This window comes from Methanomassiliicoccus sp., from assembly GCA_033485155.1.
Taxonomy (GTDB): Archaea; Thermoplasmatota; Thermoplasmata; order Methanomassiliicoccales; family Methanomassiliicoccaceae; genus UBA6.
On record JAWQJJ010000004.1, the window covers coordinates 212,250 to 236,317 of the forward strand.

At 60.7% G+C, this 24,068-nt stretch carries 22 protein-coding genes; 13 read left to right on the plus strand and 9 right to left on the minus strand.

The features are described from left to right. Positions 1 to 4: 4 nt before the first annotated feature. From SA339_08090 to SA339_08105, 4 genes are all read right to left on the minus strand, one after another. Positions 5 to 1,447, minus strand: coding sequence for a radical SAM protein (locus tag SA339_08090; GenBank protein MDW5563172.1), 1,443 nt, complete (start codon positions 1,445 to 1,447; stop codon positions 5 to 7). Continuing rightward, positions 1,438 to 2,625 carry a glycosyltransferase family 4 protein gene (locus tag SA339_08095; protein MDW5563173.1) on the minus strand — a complete coding sequence of 396 codons (1,188 nt, stop codon included), beginning with the start codon at positions 2,623 to 2,625 and terminating at the stop codon, positions 1,438 to 1,440. Before SA339_08095 ends, SA339_08090 begins: the two co-directional genes overlap by 10 nt. Before the next feature lie 10 nt (positions 2,626 to 2,635). Continuing rightward, positions 2,636 to 3,481 (minus strand): glycosyltransferase family 2 protein, encoded by an 846-nt coding sequence (locus tag SA339_08100; protein MDW5563174.1) that lies wholly within the window; start codon positions 3,479 to 3,481, stop codon positions 2,636 to 2,638. A gap of 204 nt (positions 3,482 to 3,685) precedes the next feature. Next, complete coding sequence (locus tag SA339_08105) at positions 3,686 to 4,372, minus strand: hypothetical protein (protein ID MDW5563175.1); 687 nt, start codon at positions 4,370 to 4,372, stop codon at positions 3,686 to 3,688. 176 nt (positions 4,373 to 4,548) lie between these two features. Here SA339_08105 and SA339_08110 point away from each other — a divergent pair, with 176 nt between their 5' ends. From SA339_08110 to SA339_08140, 7 genes are read left to right on the plus strand one after another with little or no spacing between them, the layout of a single operon-like run. Next, the gene (locus SA339_08110) at positions 4,549 to 6,216 is read left to right on the plus strand and encodes a hypothetical protein (protein ID MDW5563176.1); all 1,668 of its coding nucleotides are present in this window, start codon (positions 4,549 to 4,551) and stop codon (positions 6,214 to 6,216) included. Between the two features lie 4 nt (positions 6,217 to 6,220). Continuing rightward, a complete protein-coding gene (locus tag SA339_08115) occupies positions 6,221 to 7,411 on the plus strand; it encodes a glycosyltransferase family 4 protein (protein MDW5563177.1) in 1,191 nt (396 codons plus the stop codon). Further along, entirely contained in the window at positions 7,408 to 8,529 is a 1,122-nt protein-coding gene (locus SA339_08120; GenBank protein ID MDW5563178.1) for a glycosyltransferase family 4 protein, read from the plus strand. The genes SA339_08115 and SA339_08120 overlap by 4 nt, the downstream gene beginning before the upstream one ends. Before the next feature lie 31 nt (positions 8,530 to 8,560). Next, on the plus strand, positions 8,561 to 9,505 hold the full coding sequence (locus SA339_08125) for a DUF1616 domain-containing protein (protein ID MDW5563179.1): 945 nt from the start codon (positions 8,561 to 8,563) through the stop codon (positions 9,503 to 9,505). Next, entirely contained in the window at positions 9,481 to 9,711 is a 231-nt protein-coding gene (locus SA339_08130) for a hypothetical protein (GenBank protein ID MDW5563180.1), read from the plus strand. Before SA339_08125 ends, SA339_08130 begins: the two co-directional genes overlap by 25 nt. After that, positions 9,678 to 10,517: a CPBP family intramembrane glutamic endopeptidase gene (locus SA339_08135; GenBank protein MDW5563181.1), complete on the plus strand. Its 840-nt coding sequence runs from the start codon at positions 9,678 to 9,680 to the stop codon at positions 10,515 to 10,517. Before SA339_08130 ends, SA339_08135 begins: the two co-directional genes overlap by 34 nt. Before the next feature lie 30 nt (positions 10,518 to 10,547). Continuing rightward, positions 10,548 to 11,528 (plus strand): glycosyltransferase family 2 protein, encoded by a 981-nt coding sequence (locus tag SA339_08140; GenBank protein MDW5563182.1) that lies wholly within the window; start codon positions 10,548 to 10,550, stop codon positions 11,526 to 11,528. Positions 11,529 to 11,584: 56 nt separating this feature from the next. Here the strand turns inward: SA339_08140 and SA339_08145 are convergent, their stop codons facing one another. Then, entirely contained in the window at positions 11,585 to 13,858 is a 2,274-nt protein-coding gene (locus tag SA339_08145) for a hypothetical protein (protein ID MDW5563183.1), read from the minus strand. Positions 13,859 to 14,217: 359 nt separating this feature from the next. Further along, the gene (locus SA339_08150; protein MDW5563184.1) at positions 14,218 to 15,252 is read right to left on the minus strand and encodes a glycosyltransferase family 4 protein; all 1,035 of its coding nucleotides are present in this window, start codon (positions 15,250 to 15,252) and stop codon (positions 14,218 to 14,220) included. A gap of 48 nt (positions 15,253 to 15,300) precedes the next feature. Here SA339_08150 and SA339_08155 point away from each other — a divergent pair, with 48 nt between their 5' ends. Further along, the gene (locus tag SA339_08155; GenBank protein MDW5563185.1) at positions 15,301 to 16,041 is read left to right on the plus strand and encodes a PIG-L deacetylase family protein; all 741 of its coding nucleotides are present in this window, start codon (positions 15,301 to 15,303) and stop codon (positions 16,039 to 16,041) included. On the opposite strand, the gene SA339_08160 is transcribed toward SA339_08155, so the two are convergent. Further along, positions 16,038 to 17,078, minus strand: coding sequence for a GNAT family N-acetyltransferase (locus tag SA339_08160; protein MDW5563186.1), 1,041 nt, complete (start codon positions 17,076 to 17,078; stop codon positions 16,038 to 16,040). The two genes, SA339_08155 and SA339_08160, sit on opposite strands and share 4 nt — an antisense overlap. 256 nt (positions 17,079 to 17,334) lie before the next feature. Between SA339_08160 and SA339_08165 the strand changes: the two genes are divergently transcribed. Next, the gene (locus SA339_08165; protein MDW5563187.1) at positions 17,335 to 18,240 is read left to right on the plus strand and encodes a phosphoribosylaminoimidazolesuccinocarboxamide synthase; all 906 of its coding nucleotides are present in this window, start codon (positions 17,335 to 17,337) and stop codon (positions 18,238 to 18,240) included. 99 nt (positions 18,241 to 18,339) lie between these two features. Here the strand turns inward: SA339_08165 and SA339_08170 are convergent, their stop codons facing one another. Further along, positions 18,340 to 18,765 carry a UPF0179 family protein gene (locus SA339_08170; GenBank protein ID MDW5563188.1) on the minus strand — a complete coding sequence of 142 codons (426 nt, stop codon included), beginning with the start codon at positions 18,763 to 18,765 and terminating at the stop codon, positions 18,340 to 18,342. 14 nt (positions 18,766 to 18,779) lie between these two features. Then, a complete protein-coding gene (locus tag SA339_08175; protein ID MDW5563189.1) occupies positions 18,780 to 19,844 on the minus strand; it encodes an NAD(P)-dependent glycerol-1-phosphate dehydrogenase in 1,065 nt (354 codons plus the stop codon). 398 nt (positions 19,845 to 20,242) lie between these two features. On the opposite strand from SA339_08175, the gene SA339_08180 reads away from it, so the two are divergent. From SA339_08180 to SA339_08195, 4 genes are read left to right on the plus strand one after another with little or no spacing between them, the layout of a single operon-like run. Beyond that, positions 20,243 to 22,390, plus strand: coding sequence for a GAF domain-containing protein (locus SA339_08180; protein ID MDW5563190.1), 2,148 nt, complete (start codon positions 20,243 to 20,245; stop codon positions 22,388 to 22,390). Between the two features lie 34 nt (positions 22,391 to 22,424). Beyond that, on the plus strand, positions 22,425 to 22,784 hold the full coding sequence (locus SA339_08185) for a response regulator (GenBank protein MDW5563191.1): 360 nt from the start codon (positions 22,425 to 22,427) through the stop codon (positions 22,782 to 22,784). 44 nt (positions 22,785 to 22,828) lie between these two features. Continuing rightward, positions 22,829 to 23,410: a flavodoxin family protein gene (locus SA339_08190; GenBank protein ID MDW5563192.1), complete on the plus strand. Its 582-nt coding sequence runs from the start codon at positions 22,829 to 22,831 to the stop codon at positions 23,408 to 23,410. Positions 23,411 to 23,444: 34 nt separating this feature from the next. Further along, the gene (locus tag SA339_08195) at positions 23,445 to 23,819 is read left to right on the plus strand and encodes a ribbon-helix-helix protein, CopG family (GenBank protein ID MDW5563193.1); all 375 of its coding nucleotides are present in this window, start codon (positions 23,445 to 23,447) and stop codon (positions 23,817 to 23,819) included. The last annotated feature ends 249 nt before the right edge of the window (positions 23,820 to 24,068 follow it).

A 24,068-nucleotide genomic window follows, 5' to 3' on the forward strand; every position in this document is an offset into this window, starting at 1 on the left:
AAACCTAGTGTGCGTCCTTCATTCCGTGGAAGACGTAGTTGTTGGTGATCTTCAGCGCGTACCTGGTCGCCAGATACAGGTCGGACGGGTCTTGGACCAAGTGCTTGACGTTCGACAGCCACCACCTGCCAGAAGTGTAAAGGGTCTTGTATGCCTTCTTCCTGGCCTCGTCCAGGTCCTCGGGTGACATCTTCTCGGTGCCGATGACGGAGGCATGCTGGTACATTTTTCGGAAATCAGGCTCCTCCAGCCCCGGCAGCCCGTAGATCTGTTCATGCAGCCGGGTTCCCGGGTACGGCACGGCGACGTTGAACTGGGCCGAGGTCGGCAGGGTCTCGCGGACGAACTTCAGGGTTTCCTCCACGCTGTCCCAGTCCTCTCCCGGCAGCCCGAAGATGAACGAGCACAGCACCTTGAGGCGCTGGGCCTTGGCCGCCAGGATGGCGTCCTTGGCCTGCTGTACGGTGACATGTTTCTCCACCGAATCGAGGATGCGCTGGCTCCCGGACTCGATGCCGAAGGAGATACCCCTGCACCCGGCCCTGCGCATGAGGCTCAGCAGCTCGCTGTCGACCAGGTGGGCACGGGTGTTGCAGTACCATTTTATCTTGAGGTCCTCCTCGATGAGGCTGCGGCAGATCTCCTCCACACGCTTGCGGTTGAAGGTAAAGGTCTCGTCGAAGAACGATGCGGTCCGCAGTCCGAAGTGCTCCTTGAGGTACCTGAGCTCCTCTAGGATGTGGGGTGCGGTCCTCATCTTCCAGGGAGTGCCGGCGACGGTGCAGAAGGAGCACTTGAACGGGCACCCCTTGCTCGTGTACAAGATGGTGAACGGCCGTCCCGCGGGGGCGGTGACATAGTAGGGCTTGAGATCCGGCAGCAGATCGTAGGCCGGGAGGGGCATCGTGTCATAGTCCTTCAGCGGGGCTGACGGGGCGGTGATCTTGACCTCGCCGCCCTGGCGATAGGCGATGCCAGCCACGCTGTCCAGAGGCTTGCCGGCGGATAGGGCGTCGATGAGCGCGGGACCGACCACCTCATAGTCCTGGCGGATGTAGATGTCCTGGTCCGGGGCCTCGTTCAGCACCTGCTTGGGCATGGTGTGCAGCGTCCAGCATATGCCGGCCGTGGTGATGTCCTTGTCCACTCCCTTGACCGTGGCCGCGGTCTTCTGGTCCCAGTCGAAGGTGGTGGGGGTGAAGCGGTACATCGCGACATCCGGCCGGAACTCCCTGACCTTCTGCTCGAGGTCCTGGTATCCCAGCTCCCAGCCGTTGAGGTCGACCAGGCCAACCTGATGGCCGGCGCCGCGCAGCAGGGCTGCGGTCTGCAGGAGGGAGTATGGCTCCAGAACCGAGTAGCGTTCAGTGATCTCGCATCGCTCTTCGCGAATGACCGATATACCCTCGAACCGGGGAGGGTTGATGAGTAGGACCTTCAATGCCATCCGTCCACTGTCTCCTTGTACGCTTCCGCGGTGCGCTGGGCCATCACTCGGGCGCTGAACTCTTCCAGCACCCGGTCGCGGGCCCGCATGCACAGCGATCTTGCCAGCCGGTGGTCTCCCAGCACGGTATTAATGCTTTCTGCCAAAGCCCCCGCGTCCTTGGGGGGCACCAGCAAGCCGGTCGAGCCATGCTCGATCATCTCCGGGACCCCGCCCACTCGAGTGGCGATCACCGGCGTGCCCGAGGCCATCGATTCTAGCAAAGTCATGGGAAAGCTCTCGGAGTAGGAGGGGAGCATGAACGCCGAGGCCAGGGGGTAGAGGTAAGGCATCTGATGATAGGGCACCCCGCCTATGAAGCGGCACCTCTCCGCCGGGAGGCCAAGCTCGCTGGCCATCATCTTCCACTGGTCGGCGTTCCCGTTACCGGCGAACACGAAGGTCGGCTTGAGAGCGGGGTCCACCATGGTAGCCGCCTTCAGCGCGGTGGGGATACCCTTGAGCGCAATCATGCGGCCGGAGAAGAGGACGATGTTGTCGACCCCCTCCAGCGAGGGAAAGCGCTGCAGGCACTCATCCACGCTCTTGGGCGAGAACACTGAGGTGTCGATCCCGTTGTGGATCACTCTCGCCCGGCAGTCGGCGCTGAGCTGGTCCTGGCACCACCCCCGAATGAAGTCGGACACGAAGATGAGGGAGCTGCACCGGCGGATGTACACCTTCTCGATGGTCTTCAGGAGGGGCAGCATCAGGTAGGTCATCCTTTCGGATGCCTCCAGTTTGTTGAGCGGCAGATCGGACGATCTGGTCCCCATGCGCTGCGATCCGATGGTGCTGTGCACCGTGGTCACCGAGGGGATCCTCTCTCCCAGCACCTTGAACATGAGGTCGGACATCTGCGCGTGGTTCGCGTGCAGAAGGTCGAAATGGTAGGCATCGTTGAGCTGGGCGAAGGAGCGCCAGAGAGATATCTGGAACTGGTTGTTGTACATGAAGGTGTCCTTGGCCGTGCCCAGGGTGTGCACCGTCACGTTATCCGCTGTCGGCGTCTCGCCCTCCTTGCCCAAGCAGATAACGTGGACCTCATGGTCCGGGGACAGGTTCTTGGCCAGTTGCACTACATAGCTCCCTATCCCTCCCCAGCTGAGAAATTCTGGGGTGACCATGGCCACGCGCATCTATGGGCCTCTAGATGTGGTGGGCGGACAGCCGCGACGCGGCATTCTCGGCCCGCCTGACCACCTTCATGTCGAACTCGCCATGAGCGCTCCAGAACCGCCTCTCCATCAGCTTGGTCATGATGGTGACACCGGCCTTCAGGGGCACCAGCTTGGTCTCCCCCGCCCGAGGCAGGTAGTTGATTGCGATCTCCTCCAGCTTGAGCCCCTTCTTCACCGACTCGGCGAACATCTCGGCCTCCAGCTCGAAGTGCTTGGAGTCCAGCTCGAGGGTCCGCAGGGCATGGGCGTTGAAGCCCCACATGCCGGTGCACAGGTCGGTGCACGGGTGCTGGTATAGCAGTGTGGCGACGTCGCTGAGCACGATGTTGCCGAAGTGATTCAGGGGAGTCATGGCCCCCTCGGCGATGTTCCCCTTGAAGCGGGAACCCATGACGACGTCGGCCCCGCCCTCTAGGGCGGAAATGACGTCAGGTATGTACCGGGGCGGGTAGGTGCCGTCGGCATCGATCATGATCATGTACTTGGCGTCGAGCATTGATGCAAGGTCAGAGAACTTGGCGCACAGGCCGCCGGTCAGGGCGAGGACCTTCGGTACCACCTCGCGGGGATCGCACAATGCAATTGCCTGCCGTACTCCCAATCCCTTGCCCTTCCCCTTTTGGACAAGAACGTAAGCGCCCTTCTCCCGGGCGATGGCGAGGGTCCTGTCGGTCGACTGTCCATCGACCACGACAACACGAACCTCAAATCCCTTGCTCATCAGTTCCTTGCGTGGAATATCGTCGATAACCTTCCCGATGCTGCGCTCCTCGTTGAGCGCCGGGATCATTACCACTATCTTGCTCGCGGTCACAATTTCATCCCCGTATACACTGTGCTAGCTCTAATAGTCTTGGTCCTGGTAGTTGCGTTTCTGCTCACTCTCGTTGCCCCTATGGCTACTTTGCCAGTAGCTCCAACGATTTCTATTCGCGCGAAGGATTTATTTGTCATAAGGCATATATAAATTTTTGTTTTTGACTGGCCAAGCTTTGTCTAGATTAAGTCATATCATTCTCTATACTGACACTGTCTGACACTTTATGTCCGATCGTCTTACACTTGTCACAAGGAATATCGTAGATAATATGAATATCGCTCCGAAGCACGCCAGGAGAACCGCCCGGTAGCCACTAAGCCCCGGCCCCTGGGACACGATGATGAAGTAGACACCCTCCAGACCAGACAACGCCCAGACTGGGAGGGAGGTGATCATGAGCCCCCTCCGCTCCCGCTTCGTGTATCGGGAGATGTCCCGGATGGCGGTCCAGGGCCGCAGGGCGATGACCGTGATGAGGAAGGCGATGGTGAAGAACACCACCTCCATGCGGATGTCGTAGGCGCTGTTGAACTCGTTGATCTGGAACCACTCCAGAGACCACGGGTAGAAGGGCGCCACGGAGCCGATGTAGGCGTCCCCCAGCAGATGACTGCCCGCCGCGACCACTGCCAACAGCAGCAGTGCCGGGCGGGGCCGAGAGATCGCCACGAGCGGCACCAGGACGATCAGCAGCATCACTCCCAGACCTACGAGGGAATGGGAGAGATATCTCAGAGGTCCGAGGTGCAGAAAGTCCGGCAGGAGGGCGAAGACCATCAGGTAGGAGATGGCGAGAGCCCTCTCCCGCTTCAGATATACGATGAACGGGAGACAGATGAGGAACGAGAAAGCCACATGGCCCGGCAACCACATGATGACACCCATATGATGGCCGTCATGCCCCGGCCGCGGGGTCTATGGTCCGCCCCCACATTTCAACCTTTTCTTCTCTTTCGTGCGAGCCGGACTGAATAGTGGCCGTTTTTTCCACTCCTTAAAGAAGGTAGATATATATGGGCCATGTTTGGATAGTCCGGCACTTTGCCCGACGAGGATATCAAATGAGCAAAGATGAGGGAAAAGTCCGTCCGTCGTTCCTCTATGCATTGAGCATTCTAGGCATGGCTATCTGCCTGCTGTCCTCCCTTGGCTACTCGATCGAAACGGTGCCCCTAGGGACACCGTTCGGTTACTTCGGCCTGCTGCCGTTCTCCTACTGGGTCGGCATTATCTTCATGACCATATCTCTGGGCATCGGGCTGCGCTCCAACTCGGAGACGGTCTTCTTCGTCCAGGCCATGTTGCTGTTCGTAGCCTTATGGGGTGCCCCGGCCATGTTCTCGAAATACCCCACGGTCTGGGACTCTTACGTGCACTACAACTCCTCGCTGCAGTTGGTGCACAACGGGATCCTGTCGAACACCGATGCCAACTCCTACGCCTTCAACTATCCCGGATTCTTCGTCCTGGGGGCCTCGTACATCTTGCTGGGCAGCCCGGACCCCCTGCTGTTCCTGAAGTTGTACCCGGTCTTCGCCGCGGTCATGACCATGGCTTCCCTGTACCTCTTCGCTCGCACCTACGTGCCCAAGCTCGATTACCGGCTGGCGTTCGTCTTCGCCCTCTTTCCCAACGTCTGGTTGCAGTTCAACTACTCCCCCCAGTCCATGGGCCTGGTGGCCGGGCTGCTGATCTTCGTCTGCCTCGAGCGGGAGGGCAAGGAGTGGCTGTATGCCGCCCTGTTCCTCTTCGCTTACGTCGTGATCTCTCACCCCACCACCCTGATCTTCGTCCTGGGTGCCATCGCTCTCAAGGAGATCGTGGCCCGGGTCATCCGGGTGGCGGTGGCCCGCAAGCATCCCATTAAGTGGGGCCGGCCCTGGCCGGTGGGTGTGTTCATCCTTATCTGGCTGGGATGGTTCTTCACCGGAGCGTCATCGTTCTCGCTCAACCTGGCCGAGTTCATCACCCTGCGTTTGGATCAGCTGATGAACATCAATGAGGGGGTGCAGCAACAGGTGGCGATGAGGACGACCTCTGAGAACATCCTCGATCCCATATACCCTCAGATCCGGACGTACATGATGATGGCGTTCATCGGGCTGACGCTGTTGGCCCTCCTGGTGTTCCTCATTCAGCGCAGGAAGGGACCGGTGCCGATGCCCAGCAACATCCTGGCCCTGTTCCTGCTGGCCCTGGCGATCATTCCCCTGGACATCGTCCTGCTCAATGGGCAGCTGTACGATCGGGGTATAATGTACATCGTGCTGGTTGCCCCCATGGTGTTCGTACCCCTCCTCATGACCAAGAGGCAGCGTTACGTCCGTCCCCTGTTGGGCGTGCTGGTGGCCATAGTGGTGGTGGCGGCAGCCTCGACCATGTTCTATCAGGAGGCGTTGTACATCACCAACGACCGGGGCATCAAGGCGGCTGACTACTTCTCACAGCTGGACCCGTTGTGGGTCGCCGGAGGGTATTACCCCATCGATGTGTGGAGCGCCCATGGTGAAAGCTACAACCGGGTGAAGATGATCTCGCTGTGGAACCAGACGCCCGAGAACATCGTCTCGTGGATGGGGAGCGGAGTGTTCCTGTTCGACAACACCACCGAGATGTGGTATCGTCAATGGGGCACACATGATGTTTACACCTACTATGCCTCGACCGCGCCTGATCATTACAAGGTATATGATAATGGGATGTACTGGGCCATGTACGTGGCGAGGTAGCGCGATGAAGATCGGACTGGTCAACCTCATAACCAAGACCGCGGACGTCCAAGCCGACGCCTCGGTGATGCGAACGCAGGGCCTCCGTCCTGGTACCGACACCGACCTCAACATCGTGGAGACCGGGAGGAGACTGGTAAAGCGCGGTCATGACGTCACCGTCTTCGTCGCCGATACGTACCGTCCAGAGCGGAGCGGTGACCTCGGCGGGGTCAGGATCGAATATATCCCCACGCGCCTGGCCAGGGTGTTCCCGCCATCCCTCGCCCCGTTGACCCCCTCGCTGCTCAAGGACATCCCCCGGATGAGACTGGACGTGGTGCAGTCGGGAGAGATCTTCCAGCCGGGCACGGTGCTCACCTGGAAGGCCTCCCGGGACGGTCCGGGCATGTATATCTGGCAGGAGCTGGATATTTACATGCAGGGTCCCATGGGGTGGGCCCAGAAGCAGTTCTACCGCACCCTGGGGAAGGCGGTGGTGAGGGGCTGCCGCAGGCTGATCCCTCGCTCCTGCTCAGCGGCGAACCACCTCCGCCAGGCTGGGGTGCCCGCGGACCGCATCGCCCCCGTCGTCCACTCCGGCGTCGACACCGCCGTCTACCGGCCGCTCCACAAGGGCGACTCCCGCGCCCGCTTCGGCATAGACGAGGACCGCAACGTCTTGTTGTCCATCGGCCGGATGCACGAGAACAAGGGCATGGATCTGCTGGTACAGGCCATGGCCCGGCTGCAGGCCAGCGATCCGGAGTGTTTGCTCATCCTCAAGGGTACCGGACCTCAGGAGAATGCCCTGAGAGCGATGGTCAGGGATCTCGACCTCATAGATAACGTCCGCATCATGACCGACCGGCTGGACCAAGCAGATATGGCCAAGCTTTACAACTGCGCGGACCTGCTTACCATCACTTCCCGCACCGACCTGTTCCCGTTCACCGCCATCGAGTCCATCGCCTGCGGGGTGCCCGTGGCAACCTCCTTCGCCCGCGGGCTGAAGAGCGACATGGTGGACCACGGTGCGGGGGCCATGCTGTCCCCCGAACCGCAACAGATGGCCACCGACCTGCTGTGCCTCCTGGAGGACCCCGTTCGGCTCGATCACATGGGTTCGAAGGCCCGTGAGCTGGCGCTAAAGGACTTCAGCTTCGAGGTCGGAGCTGACCGGCTGGTAAGCATATACTCGGAGGGGATGGAATGAAGATCGCGTTCATACCGAAGGTGGAGGTGGACCCCGTGAACTCGGAGCGCACTCCCAAGCTGTTATACCTGCTGTCGCAGTGGTTCGAGGTCCTTCCCGTGGCGACCGGCGCGCTGGACAAGAAGGTGTTCGATCAGTCGGGTAACCGCTTCTCCCGCTACATCATGTTCGTCCTCAACGAGATGGCCATCGCCTGGTCCACTCTGCGCCAGGGTAAGAAGGAAGGCGTGTCTGCGGTGTTCGCCGAGGGCACCTACTACTCGCTCGCCGGAGGCTTGGCGGCTAGAATACTGGACGTCCCTATGATCTGGGACAACCATGGCAACATCAAGGACTTTTCTGCCACCCTGGGCAAGAGCCGTTTCTTCCTCCGGGGCAACCTTCTCCTGGAGCGCTTCCTGGTGCGTCTGGCCAGCAAGGTTCTGGTGGTGTCCGGGCGGGAGGTCGAGGCCTACCGCGCTCTGGGCTTCGACACCTCGAAGTTCGAGGTCCTGCCGACCTGCGCAGACATGGCCCTCGTCGACTCCCGGATGCATAGTCGGAAGGACGCCCGGAAGGCCCTGGGTGTCGATGACGATGTCAAGCTGGTCCTCTTCTTCGGAACCCTCAAGTACATGCCCAACCTCGACGCCGCCCAATACATCGCCCGGGAGATGTATCCTCAGGTGGCGGCCGAGGTCGCGGGAGTGGAAGTGTTCATCGCCGGCTCCGGGAAGCTTGGCGAGGACGCCCCAGCCGGGGTCAGGATGCTGGGCTTTGTTCCCGACCTGTACCTGTGGCTATCCGCCGCGGACGTTTGCATCGCCCCCATGTGGAAAGGCGTCGGCATACTCACCAAGGTCATCGACATGCTCTCGGCCGGCCGGGCCACCGTGGTCAGCCCCCTGGCTCTGGAGGGCATCCCCGAGCTGGAGCATGGGACCAACTGCCTGGTGGGAAAGGACCACCAGGATTTCGCCCGGCAGGTCATCGCCCTGCTGGAGGATCCCCCGAGGGCGGAGCGGCTGGGGCGGGAGGGCCGCGAACTGGTGGCCTCCTCGTACTCCTGGGAGGTCGTCGCTCCCCGCTTGCGTTCGTTGGTGACGTCCCTGTCCAAGGACCGACAAGTTCATAACTAGAACGTATCAATGGCTGAAGGACGGTGAAGAAATGGTAATGAAGGCGGGGAGGGTCATCATAGGGCCGGGTAGGCCATGGGACCTGCTTATCGTCTGCTTGCTGGTAGTAGCGGCGATGCTGTTGTCGATCACCGGGACGGCTGGCCCGTTGAGGTGGACCATCGCCTTCCTGGCGGTGTTCTTCTGTCCCGGTTACGCCATCGTATCGGCGCTCTTCCCCGGTCGAAAGGCACTGCTGTCCCAGACCACCATCGTGCGCCGGGAGGAGCATCTGCTCGACATTACCTTCCTGGAGCGCGTCGTGCTGGGGGTCGGGCTGTCCGCCGCGATCATGGCATTGGCCGGGACGATCCTGACCCGGGGCATTCTGAACTTCACCGAGACGGTGGTGGGGGTGGAGACCGTGCTCATCACCTTCGTGGCCTCCCTTATCGCCCTGCTGCGCCGTTCCAGCCTTCCCCGGGGGGACCAGTTTGCGATAGTCACCCATATTAAGAAGCGCATGCCGTACTCGGCGGCGGAGATGGGGGTGGCGGTCATCATCATCGCTGCGGTGATGGTGCTCTCGGTCGTCCTCGTGAACGGACTGAATGCCCGGGCTACCTCGGAGCCCTACTCGGAGTTCGCGGTGACCGGGTCGGACGGCCAACTGTCGCATCTTCCCAGCGTGCTGGCGAGGAACCAGGCAGGGCTCATCAAGGTCACGGTGATCTCTCACATGGGAACGTCGGCTAACTTCCAGTTGACGCTGTCCCTGGAGAACACCTCGGGGACGGGCACCATCTTCGATCCCTCCCAACAGGTGACGGTCACCACCGGCCAGCCAAGATCGTATTCCTTCAATCTCGACGATGGCGAGAGGTGGGACTCGGTGATCTCCTTTGTTATTCCGGTGACGGGGGAGAAGACCCTGTATCTCACCCTGAACGACGGACGGGAGGTGAAGACCCTTTGGCTTCCCTTGACTATTACCTAGGCTCAATGGCCATCATCCCGCCGATGGGCCTCGGGTCATCGTACATCGCTCCCGCGCTCGTGGTGAGCATGGCATGCCTGTTCGGGCTGGTGGTGCTGGGCCTCATGTCTCAAGGGAACATCCGTAAGATGGCCCCCGCCAGCCTCTGCCTGCTGTCGCTGATCATCATCCTGTGGGGGCTGATGCTCTGGAACGTCCTGTTCTGATCTACCAGGGGAAGACGTCCCACGAGGTCCATCGCGAGCTTTTATGGCCGGTGCTGGGGACGCTCGTCGCCCCTCTAGTATTAGGATGTCTCTCCGTCTACCTGTTCCGACTGTCGGGGTCCGGAACGGCGGTGGCTCTAGCCCTTGCGTTCCTCATGATCGGCCTCCTGGCCTGCACCACCTTGGTCCTCTTCCCCCAGCGCGAAGAGGTGGCGGCCTCGGCCTCGGCGGTGGCCCTGGTGCTGTCGGTGGCGTTCTTAATCGTCCTGCTCCCCAGTTCAGGTTTGATCTACGCCGACGAGGCGGCGATGGTGGTCGCCGCCGGGGGGGCGGTGTTGCTGTACCTGCGGAAGGTGGAGATGCCCACCATCGGCCTTACCCGGCTGAGGGAGAGCTCGGTGGCGGTGGTGTTCCTCCTGCCTATCGGTCTGGCCTTGGCCGAATCCCTGTTCCTGGGCCTGCGGTTCTGGGAAAGCTATCACATCGGCTCCTCGACCATCTTATTGGTGCCCATGCTGGCAGCCTGGGGTTTCATCGAGGAGGGCCTGTTCCGGGGCGTCCTGCTCCGATCGTCGGTGCCCCTGTTGGGTACCCGCGGGGCATTATTGCTCTCATCCTTCCTGTACGCCGCGTTCATGCTGCTGTGGGGCTCCCTGCCCTTCGCCCTGTTCTCCTTCGCTCTGGGCTGGCTCATGGGCGTCCTCTACCTCCGGTCGCGTAGCCTTATGTACGTGGGTACCGTTCACGCGCTCACCGACACCTGGATGGTCATCTCGTTCATCGTGTTGGGAATAGGAGTAAATTAATAGCTGGTATTCAATAAATCAACGCGAACCATGGAAGTGCTTTCGAAGATGAGCAATGACAACGAGCTTCACGGACCGGCGCCTAGGCCGACGGTCACGGTCATCGTATGCACCTTCAATCGGCTCCAGTGGCTGGAGAAGTGCCTGCGCTCGCTGAAGCAGCAGGAGGTCCGGGCGGACGAGATCATGGTGGTCGACGGCCCTTCGACCGACGGAACCCGGGAGATGCTGGAGGAGCTGGAGAAGAAGGGCGAAGTGGTGCTGGTGCGCCAGGCCAAGCTGGACGGCATCTCCTCGGCCAGGAACATGGGGCTGGAGAATGCCAGGGGCGAGGTGGTGTGCTATATCGACGACGACGCCGTAGCCCAGCCCGGCTGGCTATCGTCCATCCTGTCGCCGTACACCGACCCGCTCGTGGGCGGGGTGGGCGGACCGGTCATGGACATGACCGGAAAGCTGACCATGGGAAAGAACGCCGTGGCTCCGGACGGCCGGTGGTTCGACGAGTCGCGGGGGGAGAGCACCGAAGGCCTCTCTCAGGTAATGGTCGGCTGCAACATGTCCTTCCGCCGTGCGGCGCTGGTCAAGATCGGCGGCTTCGACTCCTATTTCCGCTACCACCAGGACGAGACCGACGCCTGCCTTGGGGTCCTCCATGCCGGGTACCGGATCGAGTACCGCGAGGGAGCGGTGGTGTGGCATGAGTGGTGCGAGGGATCGTACCGCAAGGACCGCATCAAGTGGTACCTGCGCCTAAGATACATGTGGGGCCGCAACACCGCCTACCTGGTTAGGAAGCACTTCAGCGACCGGGTGAGGTTCTCCGGCTACATAGGAGCGCAGGTCGGAGGATTCGTCCAGCGCCGGGCGCCCGGCGGGGCCGTTGCTCCCAACAACGATGCCAAGAAGGAGGAGCCCATGCCCCGGTTCTTCGTCATGGTCGGCATGGTCTCCGAGTTCATGGGCATCTTCCGGGGCTGGCGGGACGGCGGTAGCGCCCGCCGGTCTTGAATTCACTCATAAAAAGGGAAAAATGGGGAAGATGTTTTGGCCCTCCCGGGCCACCCTCACTTGAAGCTGGCGGTGCTTTCCGCGGCGACCGTCCCCGAGATGGTCCTGCCGTCGGGCAGGGTCAGGTGGACGTTCAGGGCGGAACCGTACAGGTTCGTGACGGTGTAGCTGTCGTAGGTGCTGGTGAAGGTCACCGACAGCGTGCCCGATCCGGTGGCCGCCACCATCTGGCGGTTGGTGGTCAGGCTGTTGCCCTCCGAGCTCAGGTCGATGGTCGCGGGCCAGTTGGTCACATCCTGGTGGCGGCTGGCGCCCATGGCCGTATACATGGATATGGCCATGTTCAGGTTATGCATCTGGGACGAGTAGCTCTCGTAGGAGAGCAGGTCGACATCGAAGCCGTACCGGGCGGAGTTGAACAGCGCCGAGTACACCGCGAGCTGGTCGCTCGAGCTGTCGGCGTTGTAGTTCTGGTACGCCACGAGGTGGGGGCGGTACTGGGACGGCATCTCGTTGACGAACAGCATGGTCGATTCCACCGTTCCGGTGAGATCGTTGCCGTAGTAGGACACCGGCTCGAAGCCCTCGAACACGCTCAGGTCGCTCACCATTGACAGGTGGATCGACGGTGTGTAGGGGTTGGTGATGACGAAGGAGAAGTAGCCAGAGGCCCTTGTCTCTTCGACCAGCTTCATGTATCCTTCGAGGATGAAGTCCCCCGTCTCGTGGTTGTAGTCGCTGCGGGGCAGATTGTTCTCCCCGTACCAGCTGTTCATCTCATCCCAGAAGACGCCCGTGCTCGACCACCACCAGTCGTTGCTGGGGTCCTGATAGATCAGGTAGTTGCGGAAGGCCGAGCTCGACGCCGTGGCCACGGGGTGGCCATTCGACAGGTAGTACTGGGTGCCCGGTGAGCTCCACAGCTGCCACTCGGTGGGCATCGTGCCCGTACCTCCGACCAGTTGTTGGGCCGATTTGTAGTGCCAGTTCACCTGATCCGGGTTGGTGGAAAGCTGGGCCAGCAATATGGGGGAGGACTCGATGAAGCTGCGGAACGAGGAGTCCCACTGCCCGCCGACCCCGTTGATGGTCTTCCCGAAGTCGTAGAACGACAGGGGGAACTGCTGGGTGCTCACAGTTGTCCACTCCGAGGCAATCTGCGGGCCGATCCAGTCGGCATACCCGGAGCAATGTCCCCTCGCCTCACCGTCAGTGTACTGGTACGGCCGGACATACATGTGGAATGTCTTGGCCGTGCCCAGGGCGGGGTCGGGCAGCACGCCGGCGCTGGAGGTGTACTTAACGCTGAACACCGAGGCCCCGTCGACAGGGCTGCCGGAGATCCAAGTCGGGGAGTAGATGTAAGCCTCCTCGTCGGAGAATCCCCACTCCACGCCCAGCGACCGTCCCGGGACCCTCATGTCGAAGGCCGGGGCGTACATGTAGTAACAGGGATACCAGCCCCCGATCCCGTTGGTCTTGGGAGTGTTCAACGGCGTGCCGGGTATGTACCGGTGGTCCTTCCCATCGCTGAACAGGTCATAGTAGGCTCCGCTGGCCGAGTTCAGGCTGATGGCGTAGGTGGTGATGACCTTCGAAGCCCCGGGCGTGTAGGTCACGTCCAGCTCGAAGTAGTCACGATAGATGGTGAACTCGTGCCGGATGCTGTATTGCGAGCAGCTCTCGACGAACCAGACGCAGTTGCCGTTCTGTCCCCAGGAAGTGATGGTCGTGGTGACATAGTTCAGGTCGTTGCCGTACTGATCCACCGTCCCCTCGTTGCCGGTGAGGGGGTTGAGACGGCCATACTCGATGACATCGCTGGTGAAATACGGCTTGATAACGTAGCATACCGCGTTCCCGGACTGGGCCACGACGATCTTGTAGTTCTCGGAATACGCCGTGTAGGTGCCGGCATTGTTGACAACGGTCAGGTTGGACGAGGACACTCCAAGTGCCATCGATCCCTCTCCGCTCAGGTTCGGCACCGAGGTGGTCGAAGATGGTGTGTCTGTCGCCTCGGTAGTGCCGCTTGACGGAGAGTTAGAATCAGGTGTGGAGGTCGGGTCGCTCGAGTCCGAGGTCTGGTTCGTGGATGTGTCCGGGTTGCTGGAAGAATCAGATGAGCCACCGGCAACAGTATTGTCGCTGTTGATGATGGTGCCCGATGTTCGGCTTCCGTTCCCGTCAAGGAGCAACGGTATGAGCGAGCTAACGGTGAGAATCAGGATGAGGAGGACGACATTGGTCCTTTTCAGCTTCCTTCCAGCTCGCTTCAGTCCGGCCCCGATCACCCCGACCGGCCCCCCGGTCCCTGGAGCGATGGTCATGCCAACCTCGCCAGGCGGTAGAACGCGTCCACCTCTGGCAACTGCTGCCCTATTGTGGGGAGACTATTCTCTCCACAGGTGCAGTACTTCTTCTTTTTCATACTTTTCCTCCAATGTTGGGTTTGAACTCCCCCCCACCCGTAGGCGCAATTTGGGGGACGTTGCACCGGCCGGGAACTCGCGCTCCGCGGCAGGCGACCGGACCTTTGCCCGGTCTTCGGATGCAAGGTTTCCTCAAAGTGAGGTATCCTTACGCCCGCACCCCTGTTGGGTTATTGACTATAAATTAATTATGTTCCCGTGATTGCGAATCTAAGTAGATAATAGTAAAAACGTCCGTTTTTCGAGGTTTTTAGGCTTCATTCGTTTACGATCCTTTCAGCCGCCTCACGATACTCTCTGGCGAATCTATCCAGGGAATAACGTTCGCCCACCACTCTGCGGGGGTGTAGGTCGGATGCCAGCACCCGGTCGATGGCCTCCATGTACAGGTCGGCATCATACTTAAGGACAACCTCCCCAGCCCGGGGGTCGTCCAGATCTTCCATCAGGCCGGTGCACGACGCCACCAGCGGCACGTCGCAGGCCATCGCCTCCAGCGGGGCGTATCCGAAGGACTCGTAGCGGGAGGGGAACAGCATGAGGTCGGCGGCCGAGTAGTGGATGGGCATGAGCTCGTTAGCCACGTTCCGCTTGGTAATGAAGTTCTTACCCTGCACCTCGCCGGAGGTCACGCACAGTATCTTGAGGTCGTCCCGGCGGGCAGCGATCTCGCGCACCAGCTCGAAGCCCTTGGTATGGTCCGCCCGGCCGACGAAGATGGCGAGCGGGCCCTCATGGTCGATCCCCAGCCGCTCCCGGCACTCCATGCGATCGTAGGGGCGGAACTTCTCCAGGTCCACCCCGTTCTCGATGACCGTGGAGTGGATGTGGTAGTACTCGTCCAGCTCCCGGCGGACCTTGGCGCTGACGGCTATGTTCTCCTTCCGTCTGGCCGCGACCTTCTCGAACACCGGGATCATGTACCTCGACGGGAGGTATCCAGGCGTGCTCTGCAAGGTGCCCTCCGACAGGCCGATGGAGGTGTAGTGGAAAACGTTCATCATGGGGATTTCGGGCCGGCGGACGGAGAGCCACCACCCGGCGGTGGAGTTGCAGATGACCAGGTCGAAGTCCTTGATCTTCATCTCCCGGTGGAAATGCTGGCTCATGGAAAAGCCCATCCTGGGCTGCTGCAGGTTGAGCCGTTCCAATATGGGAAGGCCGCTGTGCTTGAAGTCCCGGTAGGTGAAGACTTCCAGCTCCGGGAAGGCTTTCCTCAGGTACTCGGAATACAATTCGGTCCCGCCCTTGACCTGATCAAAGCTGTAGAACGAGAGCAGTGCAACCTTCATCTGTCGTGTCGTGAACATTAATCTAGTTATCATTACATAATATTCCTCGTGGCAATCCAAGCAGCGAGGCTAGAACTCAAGTTCATCGCCGAGAAGATGAGGAACCGTTTTACCGTCCCCGACCGGTTGGAGGGAACGGCGTGGAGCCCCAAAGTAATGGACCTTCCCCCAGGGGAGCGGTTCCTGGTCCTGTCCCCCCATCCAGACGATGACGCGGTGGGCTGCGGCGGAACGATCATCAAACTGCTGGACGCCGGCAAGGCGGTCCGGGTGGTGTACTTCTCTATGCAGGAGGGCAACTTCACTCCCGAGGACAGGAGGAAGGAGATCGACGCCGCCCTGGCTCATCTGAGAGTGAAGGACGTACGGAGAAGGGAATCGGCCGTCTTCCCATCTCCCAAGGAAGCGGCGGCCACCATCGACGAGGAGATATCCGCCTTTAAGCCGGACGCGGTGTTCATGCCCTCCCCGTTCGAGAACCATAACGAGCACATCCGCACCTTCGAGTCCTTCCTCCGGGCGGTGGAGGGGCGCGGGGACGGGCCGGATGCCATCATGTATGAAGTATGGGGGGCGCTGATGCCAAACCTCCTCGTCCCCGTCACCGGGGTGTGGGAGCGGAAGAGCACGGCGATCAGGGACCACGGGACCCAGGTGCGGGAGATCGACTACACTCGGTCGAGCCAGGGTTTGAACGGATACCGCGCCGCGAGCATGGCTATCGACGGCTACGCCGAAGCGTTCCTGTACCTGCCGTCGTCGAGCCTGCTGCGCACCTTCTACCGTTAGTTCAGCGGCTCCTCGCGGACCACGCACCGGGCGGACCGCCACAGCCCCTTGTTCAAGGCACGGAAGTGGTAGAGCACCCGGTCCACGGCGTTGAAGCGGTACTTGTACTGCTCCGTCCCCCGCAGGAGGTCCACCTCGGTCATGTGCTTTGCGCAGCACTCCTCGATGATCTTCGAGAGCAGGACCGATCCCGGCGAGGTCTTGGAATGCTCGGGATCGAAGCCCGACAGATAATACATGTACCGGTGGTCGGTGTCGAACCCCATGGTGATGGCGATCGGCTCATCGTGATGCTCGATGGTGTGGAAGACGATCTCTCTCCTCTTGGCCAGCTCGGTCGCAGCCAGCTCGATGAACTCCACCATATTCGGCATCATCAGCACGCTGGCGATGTCCCATCGGGCCTCGCTGAGCTTCCGGAGGTAATGCACGCCCTCGGCCACCTCCTTGGGAGTACGCAAGGTCCGGAAGATCGCCCCGGACTCCTCCAGCTTGCGACGGTTCCGGCCGAGGTTGTAGCGCATGTTCTTGGACAGCGCGCTCAAGTACGTCTCATAGTCGCCATTAAGAAGAATGTGCGGGGACAGCGCCTGGATGTATTCGGCATGAGGGTAGCACTCCCGGACGACGACCTCGGTGGCCTCCCCGGCGGTCATCTCCCTCAGCTCGATGACATCCCAGTCGTCCTTCTGCTTCACATAGTCCCAGATCGCACGGTGCACGTCCAGGCGCCCGTCCCGGGCAATGATGGCCAGCCTGTCGGACGGTCCGGAGCCGACGAACTCCATCTTCCGCCAGCACGATAGCCTCCCCCTCTGGGTGACCATGAATGGAGCGAAACCGACGGATCGGCCGCCCTCGATGGCGTGGAGCACCATGAGCTCCCTCTTCTCTCCGAAGGTGCTCCACCAGGACAACAGCCAGGGAAGCCCGAGGAAAATGGGATCCCCCCCGCTGCTCGCAAGGACCTCTTCCCACTCCTCGGCAAGGCGGGAAAGTCTGTCGACTGTCCGGATCTCTTCGATCTCGACACCCATGTGGATTTAACGATTGGATAAACATGATATAACTCTATCCGTTTGAAAATCGACCTAGATACATCCTCAGCGACAGAAAAAGCGCGCCCGCCCGCGTTTATGTCCTCGCGCGGCGGGCTGCAGGCCGCCGACATGGCCGTTGGGGCCTTGTACGCATCCTCGTGAAAGACGACGAATAATCGCTGACAGGTATGCCGCCGGACCAAAAGTGATAAGTCATCCCTTCCTGTTACTTTGGGGCGAGAGTGAGACCAGAATGAAATTGGTCAGAACCGGTAAGGTCAAGCAAGTATACGAGGTCGACGACAATACGCTGGAGTTCCTCTTCACCGATAACATCTCCGTGTTCGATAAGATCATCCCTTCCCAGGTACCCTTCAAGGGCGAGACGCTCTGTCGTTCCGCGGCGTTCTGGTTCCAGGTCTGCCGTAAGGCCGGGATCAAGACGCACTTCACTGAGCTGGTGCCGCCCAATCGGATGCGGGTCAAGCGGGTGAACGTCATCACCGATTACTCGATGATCGACACCTCGACCACCAACTACCTCATCCCTCTGGAGGTAATCTCCAGGCGGTACGTGGCCGGATCCCTTTATGATCGCATACGGAACCACGAGATCAACGTTCGCGATCTTGGGTTCTCCCAGGACCACGAGGTCAAGTACGGGGAGAAGCTCCCCCGGCCGTTCTACGAGACCACCACCAAGCTGGAAAAGGTCGACCGGCTGCTGACCAGGGAGGAGGCGCTCAAGATCTCCGGCCTGACCAGCTCGGAGCTGGACAACATCTTCGAGGTCGTGGAGAGGATCGATGACATCATAGAGTCGGAGGTCGAGGAGCGCATGCTCATACATGTCGATGGAAAGAAGGAGTTCGCCTTCGACGAGCACCGCCGTCTGATGCTCATCGACACCTTCGGCACCGCGGACGAGGACCGCTGGTGGGACGTTGACGCCTACGAATCGGGCAAGTTCGTCGAGCTGTCCAAGGAAGCGGTGCGGCAGTACTACCGCTCCACCGGATACTTCGACCAGCTGACCGAGGCTAGGAAGAACGGTGCCCCGGAGCCTGCCATTCCCTCTCTGCCGCAGGCCGAGATAAAGAAGGTCAGCGACCTGTACATCGAGATGTTCGAGCGGCTGACCGGGGAAAGCTTCCGGTAGAAAACCCAGCGGGTCGGTCCCGCCTTCTCCTTTTTACTTATCCATCGCCCTCAGTGTAACTGCGTTCGAAAAAAAAGGGCGTGGCCCCCGTGACCGAGGTCACTCTATGATGACGGCCACCAGTCGCTGGCCCTCGGGGCACTTGAGCTCCTTGTCGATCTTGGCCACTCGGAACCTCATGTTCTTCTCCAGCCCCTTGGGATGGCAGATGTGGTAGTTGGCGCAGCCCAGGGTCTTACATCGGATCTCGTCGAAGGTGACCGTGGATCCCTCGAGAGCGTACTTATGCGGCACCACGCATTTCTGCGGGATCTTGACGACCTCGACCACTCGAACCCCCTCCTCGTGGATACGGCACTCGTGATGCACGGTGCGCACCGACTTGATGCGGTACAGGCCTCCTGGGTCGAGGTTGAAGCATACTCCCTTGAGCTTGCAGTCCCTGCACTCGGTCAGTGGCCCCCTGTAAACGAACTCCTCGCCCTCCTTGGCCAGGTGCTCTCCAATCAGTGTGATGACTACCATCTATCCAGCCTCCTTCAGATAACCTTCGTGAGCATGGCCAGGCGTTCGGCCGCCTCGTAGGTGAGGCCGACGTGGCCGAGTATTGTGAAACGGTCGCGCACCTTGTGGGCGTTGACCAGGGCCTCGATGACTTGCTCGGGGGTGATGCCCAGCTCCTTGGCCGAGGTCGGTGCGCCGATCTTGGCCAGCGCGTCCCGCACCCTCATCCAGTCCCCGCCATGCAGGTACATCATCATGATCGTCCCCACCCCGCACTGCTCCCCATGCAGAGCCTTGCCCGGGGCGATCATGTCCAGGGCGTGGGAGAACATGTGCTCCGAACCACTGGTCGGTCGGGAAGAGCCGGCCACGGACATCGAGACCCCGGAAATGATGATCGGCCTGATGGCCACCCAGACACTCTCCTCCAGGTTGGGCTTGATCAGGTCGGCGTTGTCGATGATCGTCTCTGCGGTATACAGCGCGAGAGCGAACGCGGACCGGGAGAACTCCTCACCCCTGAGCCTCTTGGCATATTCCCAGTCCTTGACTGCGGTGATGTTTGATATGACGTCGGCGCAGCCTGCCGCCAGCAGGCGGTAGGGGGCCTGCACGATGATCGAGGTGTCAGCGATGACTCCCAGCGGGACGCGGGCGTCCAGGGAGAGGGGCCCCGTCTCGTTCTTTATGGAGGCCCTCCCCGAGGCGATGCCGTCGTGCGACGCTGACGTCGGTATGGAAATGAACTCCAGTCCTAGGTTATAGGCGGCCATTTTGGCCAGGTCTATCTTGCTGCCTCCTCCCACTCCGAGAAGGAAGTTGGCCTTGGCATCTCGGGCGATCTGCTCGACCTTGGACAGGTTGTCCTGGGTGGCCTCGCCCACCGTCGCGGTCTGGACCTCGAAGCCCCCGTCCCTGAGGGTAGACTCCACGATCCCGGCGGCGACGTCCCTGGTCTTGGCACCGGTGACGATCAGGGCGGTCCCCGATAGTCCGAACTCCGTGCAGACGTTCGGAACTCTGTTCAGTACACCGTGGCCGAGCAATACGTTCCTTGGGAAAAGGATCGAGCGGGCCTTGGTGAAATCGCCCTCATCCATCGGACCACCCTAACCATAGCCGCATATTAGTACCTTCTTTCATGTGTAATCGCGACCCGCTCTAGGTCGAAGGTCTGGATGCCCCTCCGGGACATGTCATAGAAGCGGGTGGTCTCGGTCCGCATGATGAAGAGAAAAAGAACCCGGGAGAGTTGTTCAGGCGGAACACGGTTAAACTTACAGGAGGAGAAATTATTGAGGGTTCCTCTCCCGAGTTCTTTGACCCCCGTACATTGAAATATTATTTAAAACTATTGTCTGAATGAAGTATATCGGCCGTTGGTATGATCGCTATAGCATGCGCGTGGAACAGCAGTCTGGAACGATCGGGCCGCCTTTACTACGCATGATAACGGCATCAGCCCCCTTTTAATAGCCAAGGACGATATAATCGGTCAATGCTTGAGGAGCAGGGTAGTTGGGCATCCCAGGAGGAGGAATGGTCCCGCAATGGTTCCTCTCTCAGCCTGGCTCATGTTCTGAATTCCCTGCCCCTGCCTCTGATCGTCCTCGACACCTCCGGTCGGGTCACCCACGTCGGTGAGAGGGCCAAGGTGGTAATGGGCCGGGGTTCCAAGGAGATACTCGGTCTGCCCTTCGAGGAGCTTCTGCTCAAGGGCGGCTCGCCCTCGCAGCGGGAAACTTTCACCGAAGCGTTGAAGAAAGGCCTGGCCGGAGAGCCGGCACGGGTCTCTCTCACATTCTCCACCCCGCTGGGCACGCCGGAGTACCGATGCACCCTCGTTCCCACGACCGATGCCCAGGGTACGGTTGATGGCGCGGTGGTGCTTCTTCGCGAGGAGCGGTCGAAGGACCAGGCGTCCAAGGACGGCAGGTCCATCGATTCCATCAGGGTCCTGGCCAAGACCTCCTCGGACCTCCTGGAGAACGCCGACCTCAAGGAGATCATCGAGGCCGAGACCGCGAGGCTGGTCACCTCCCTGGGGCTGGATTTCGCCATCTTCCGCATCCTGACCCCGGACGAGAAGCCCCTGATGCTGTGCCACGGCATTGACTATAAGGAGGCGAGGGAGGTGCTGGAGACCCCCCTCATCGACGGCACCCAGATGTATATCAGCGTATGCAAGGGTCGGGAGCTCGTCCTCGAGGACCTTCCAGAGATCATGGAGTCCCTGCGCACCGTACCCAAGGCCCGGTCGATGGCATGCATTACCATTCACTGGACCAACAAGGCCTACGGCTGCGCGGTGTTCGGCACCCGCCGGCCCGGGGTATCGGTCAAAGCCCACTACCCGATCCTCAAGGTGTACTGCAACCAGGTGGGCATATCGCTGCGCAACGCCGCCCTGCGGCACGAGCTGGTCCACCGCAACGACGAGCTTCGCGGCCTGTACGAGACGACCCAGGCGATGTCCTCCATGCTTGAGCTGGACGAACTGCTCCACATCATCCTGCAGACTGCCCGGGACCTGGTGGCGGCTGACAATGGTTTCATATTCATGCTCGACCCCCACACCGGGAAGTTAAGGTCGCTGTCCAAGATCACCGAGGCCAATCTTTCCCAGGAGATCGAGCTGGATGTGGGCGAGGGGATCACCGGCCATGTCGTCAAGACGGGAAAGGGCCTGCTGGTGGAGAGGGCAGACCTGGACCCCCGGGCGGTGACCGTGCCAGGCACCCCGGATGAGGACCCCAGCTCCATCATTTGTGTCCCTCTTCGCTTCTCCGACGACCTGTTGGGCGCCATGACCCTGGAGAAGAGGCCGGGGGTGCCATTCACGCCCAAGGAGTACGAGCTCATCGAGCTCTTCTCGCTGCAGGCGTCCATGGCCATTCACCGTGCGTCACAGTACGATAAGATTCGCAGCGCCGCGGCTAACACTCAGATGTACAACGTGCTTCTCACCCACGATGTCGCCAACTTCAATGTCCCCATCCACGGCTTCCTCGAGATCCTGCTCAAGGACCCCAAGCTGGACGACAGGCAGCGGCGGTACGTGCGCTCCGCCCTGGTGCAGTCGGACAATATCTCGGAGCTTATCAGCGACATACGAGAGCTGTCCCGCCTGCGGTCCAAGGGAGCCGAGGCCCCCCTGGAGCGGGTGGATATCATACCGGTGATCATGGAGGCTAAGGAGGATATCTTCTCCAACGCAGTCTACGAGGACATCGAGACCCGCTACACCAGCTCCGTCGAGAGCGCTGTCACCATAGCCGATGCCTTCCTCAAGGATCTGTTCTACAACCTGCTGTCCAACGCCTGCAAGTACGGGCGCGGCGCTCCGGTGGAGATCGAGATCTGCGAGGAGAAGAAGGACGACCGGACCTGGTGGAAAATCCAGATCAAGGATGGCGGGAAGGGGATCCCCGATGAAAGGAAGGCCGGGCTCTTCAAGCGCTACGACAAGCTGGACACCGCCCACGGCTCGGACGGCCACGGCCTCGGGCTGTCGGTGGTCGGGGCACTATGCGAGCGCTATGGGGGGTATGTATGGGCTGAGGATAGGGTGATCGGCGACCCCAGCCGGGGGTCGGTATTCGTCGTCCTCCTACCCAAGGCGACCGAGAGCGGAAGGGGGGTTTGAGACGGTCGCCGGAAAACCTCTCATCCGGGTGTTGATGGTGGACGATAACCTGGAGCATCTGGAGCTATGCAGCGAGACCCTACCGAAGGACGAGTTCTACATCGACGTCGCCACCACTCCGACCGAGGCCCTGGGTAAGCTCCAGCTGAGCCAGTATAACATCGTGGTGCTCGACTACCGCCTCCCGTACATGTCCGGACTGGATCTGCTGGCGAAGATCCGAGGCAAGGGCTATAAGATGCCTATCGTCCTCGTTTCCGCTCTCGATGACCCGGACCTCAGCTTCAAGGCCATGAAGGCGGGGGCCAGCGATTACATAATCAAGAAGTTCAAGTACTACTCGACGCTCAGGGAGAGGCTCCTGGACAATATCGAACCCTCCCCGTACTTCTAGGCAGCCATATATCCCATGTAATCGTTCATACGTGCGTGAGCGCAATGATCAGGGCCTTAGGCATCCTGGGAAGCCCGCGCCGGGGAGGGAACACCGACCTCCTGCTGGAGGAAGCGTTGAGAGGAGCGGCGGAGGAGGGGGTGGAGGTCGAGAAGGTCGTCCTTGACGCCCTGGACATACGTCCTTGCACCGCCTGCGATGGCTGCCGGGACGGGGTCCGTTGCGCTCTGGATGATGACATGGGGGCCTTGTACGGCAAGGTCGAGGAGGCGGACATCGTCATCTTGGCCTCGCCGGTGTACTTCGACGCGGTGAGCGCCCAGGCCAAGGCTTTCATCGACCGCTGCCAGCTGTTCTGGTTCCGCAAGTACGTGCTGAAGGTGAAGGGTAAGGTCCGAGGCAGCGCATTCATCTCCGTGGGGGCACGGATCCGCACCGATTTCTCCGGGCCCGAAGCGACCGCCCGGGCGCTGTTCTACACCCTTGACGCGATGCCCTGCCAGTTCCTCACCTTCGCTGGCTTCGAGGAGCGGGGATCGATAGAGGACCACCCCGACGCCCTGGAACAGGCCAAGGCCCTCGGCTGGAAGCTGGCTACCGAGGCCAGGGAGCGAAAACGATTATAGCTCGGTGGTCGATGCGGTCACGGCGTTACTAATGGTGGTTATCAGCGTTTCTATATCTGCCAAGGAGCTGAAGGACTTCGAGGACATGGCCAAGCAGACTGGCTATTCCTCCCGCTCCGATGCGGTCAGGGACGCCCTTCACCGATTCGTTTCGGGCAACAACTGGATCAACGACCTTGACGGGAAGGTGAGCTGCGTCGTCTCGGTCACCTACGCCGATCGCAAGAAGCACCACGTGCACGATATTATTCACGAGTATGCGGACATCGTCCATTCATCCATGCACACCCACATCGACCACCGGTGCGTGGAGCAGGTGGTGCTGGACGGCCCTTCCATGGAGGTCCGCAAGTTGCTGGCCGAGCTGTCCGCGCAGAAGGACGTCAGAGTGACGGTAAGCGTGTTCTGAGCTGGTATGAGATCTTAAAGGGCATCGCGGTCGGCATAGTCGAAGTGGTGCCTTGCATTATTTTTGTTTAGAACAAGGAAAAAATAAGGAGTTGGGAAGAGGGGGCCGCCAGGCCCCGTTGGCTCACTTCTTCTTGTACCGGTACACGATGAAGCCGACCGCCAGCATGGCCACGACGACCACGCCGACGATGCCGAGCATCCAGCCGCTGTCGCCGCCGCTGGCGGCGCTCGAGGCCATGCTCATGGT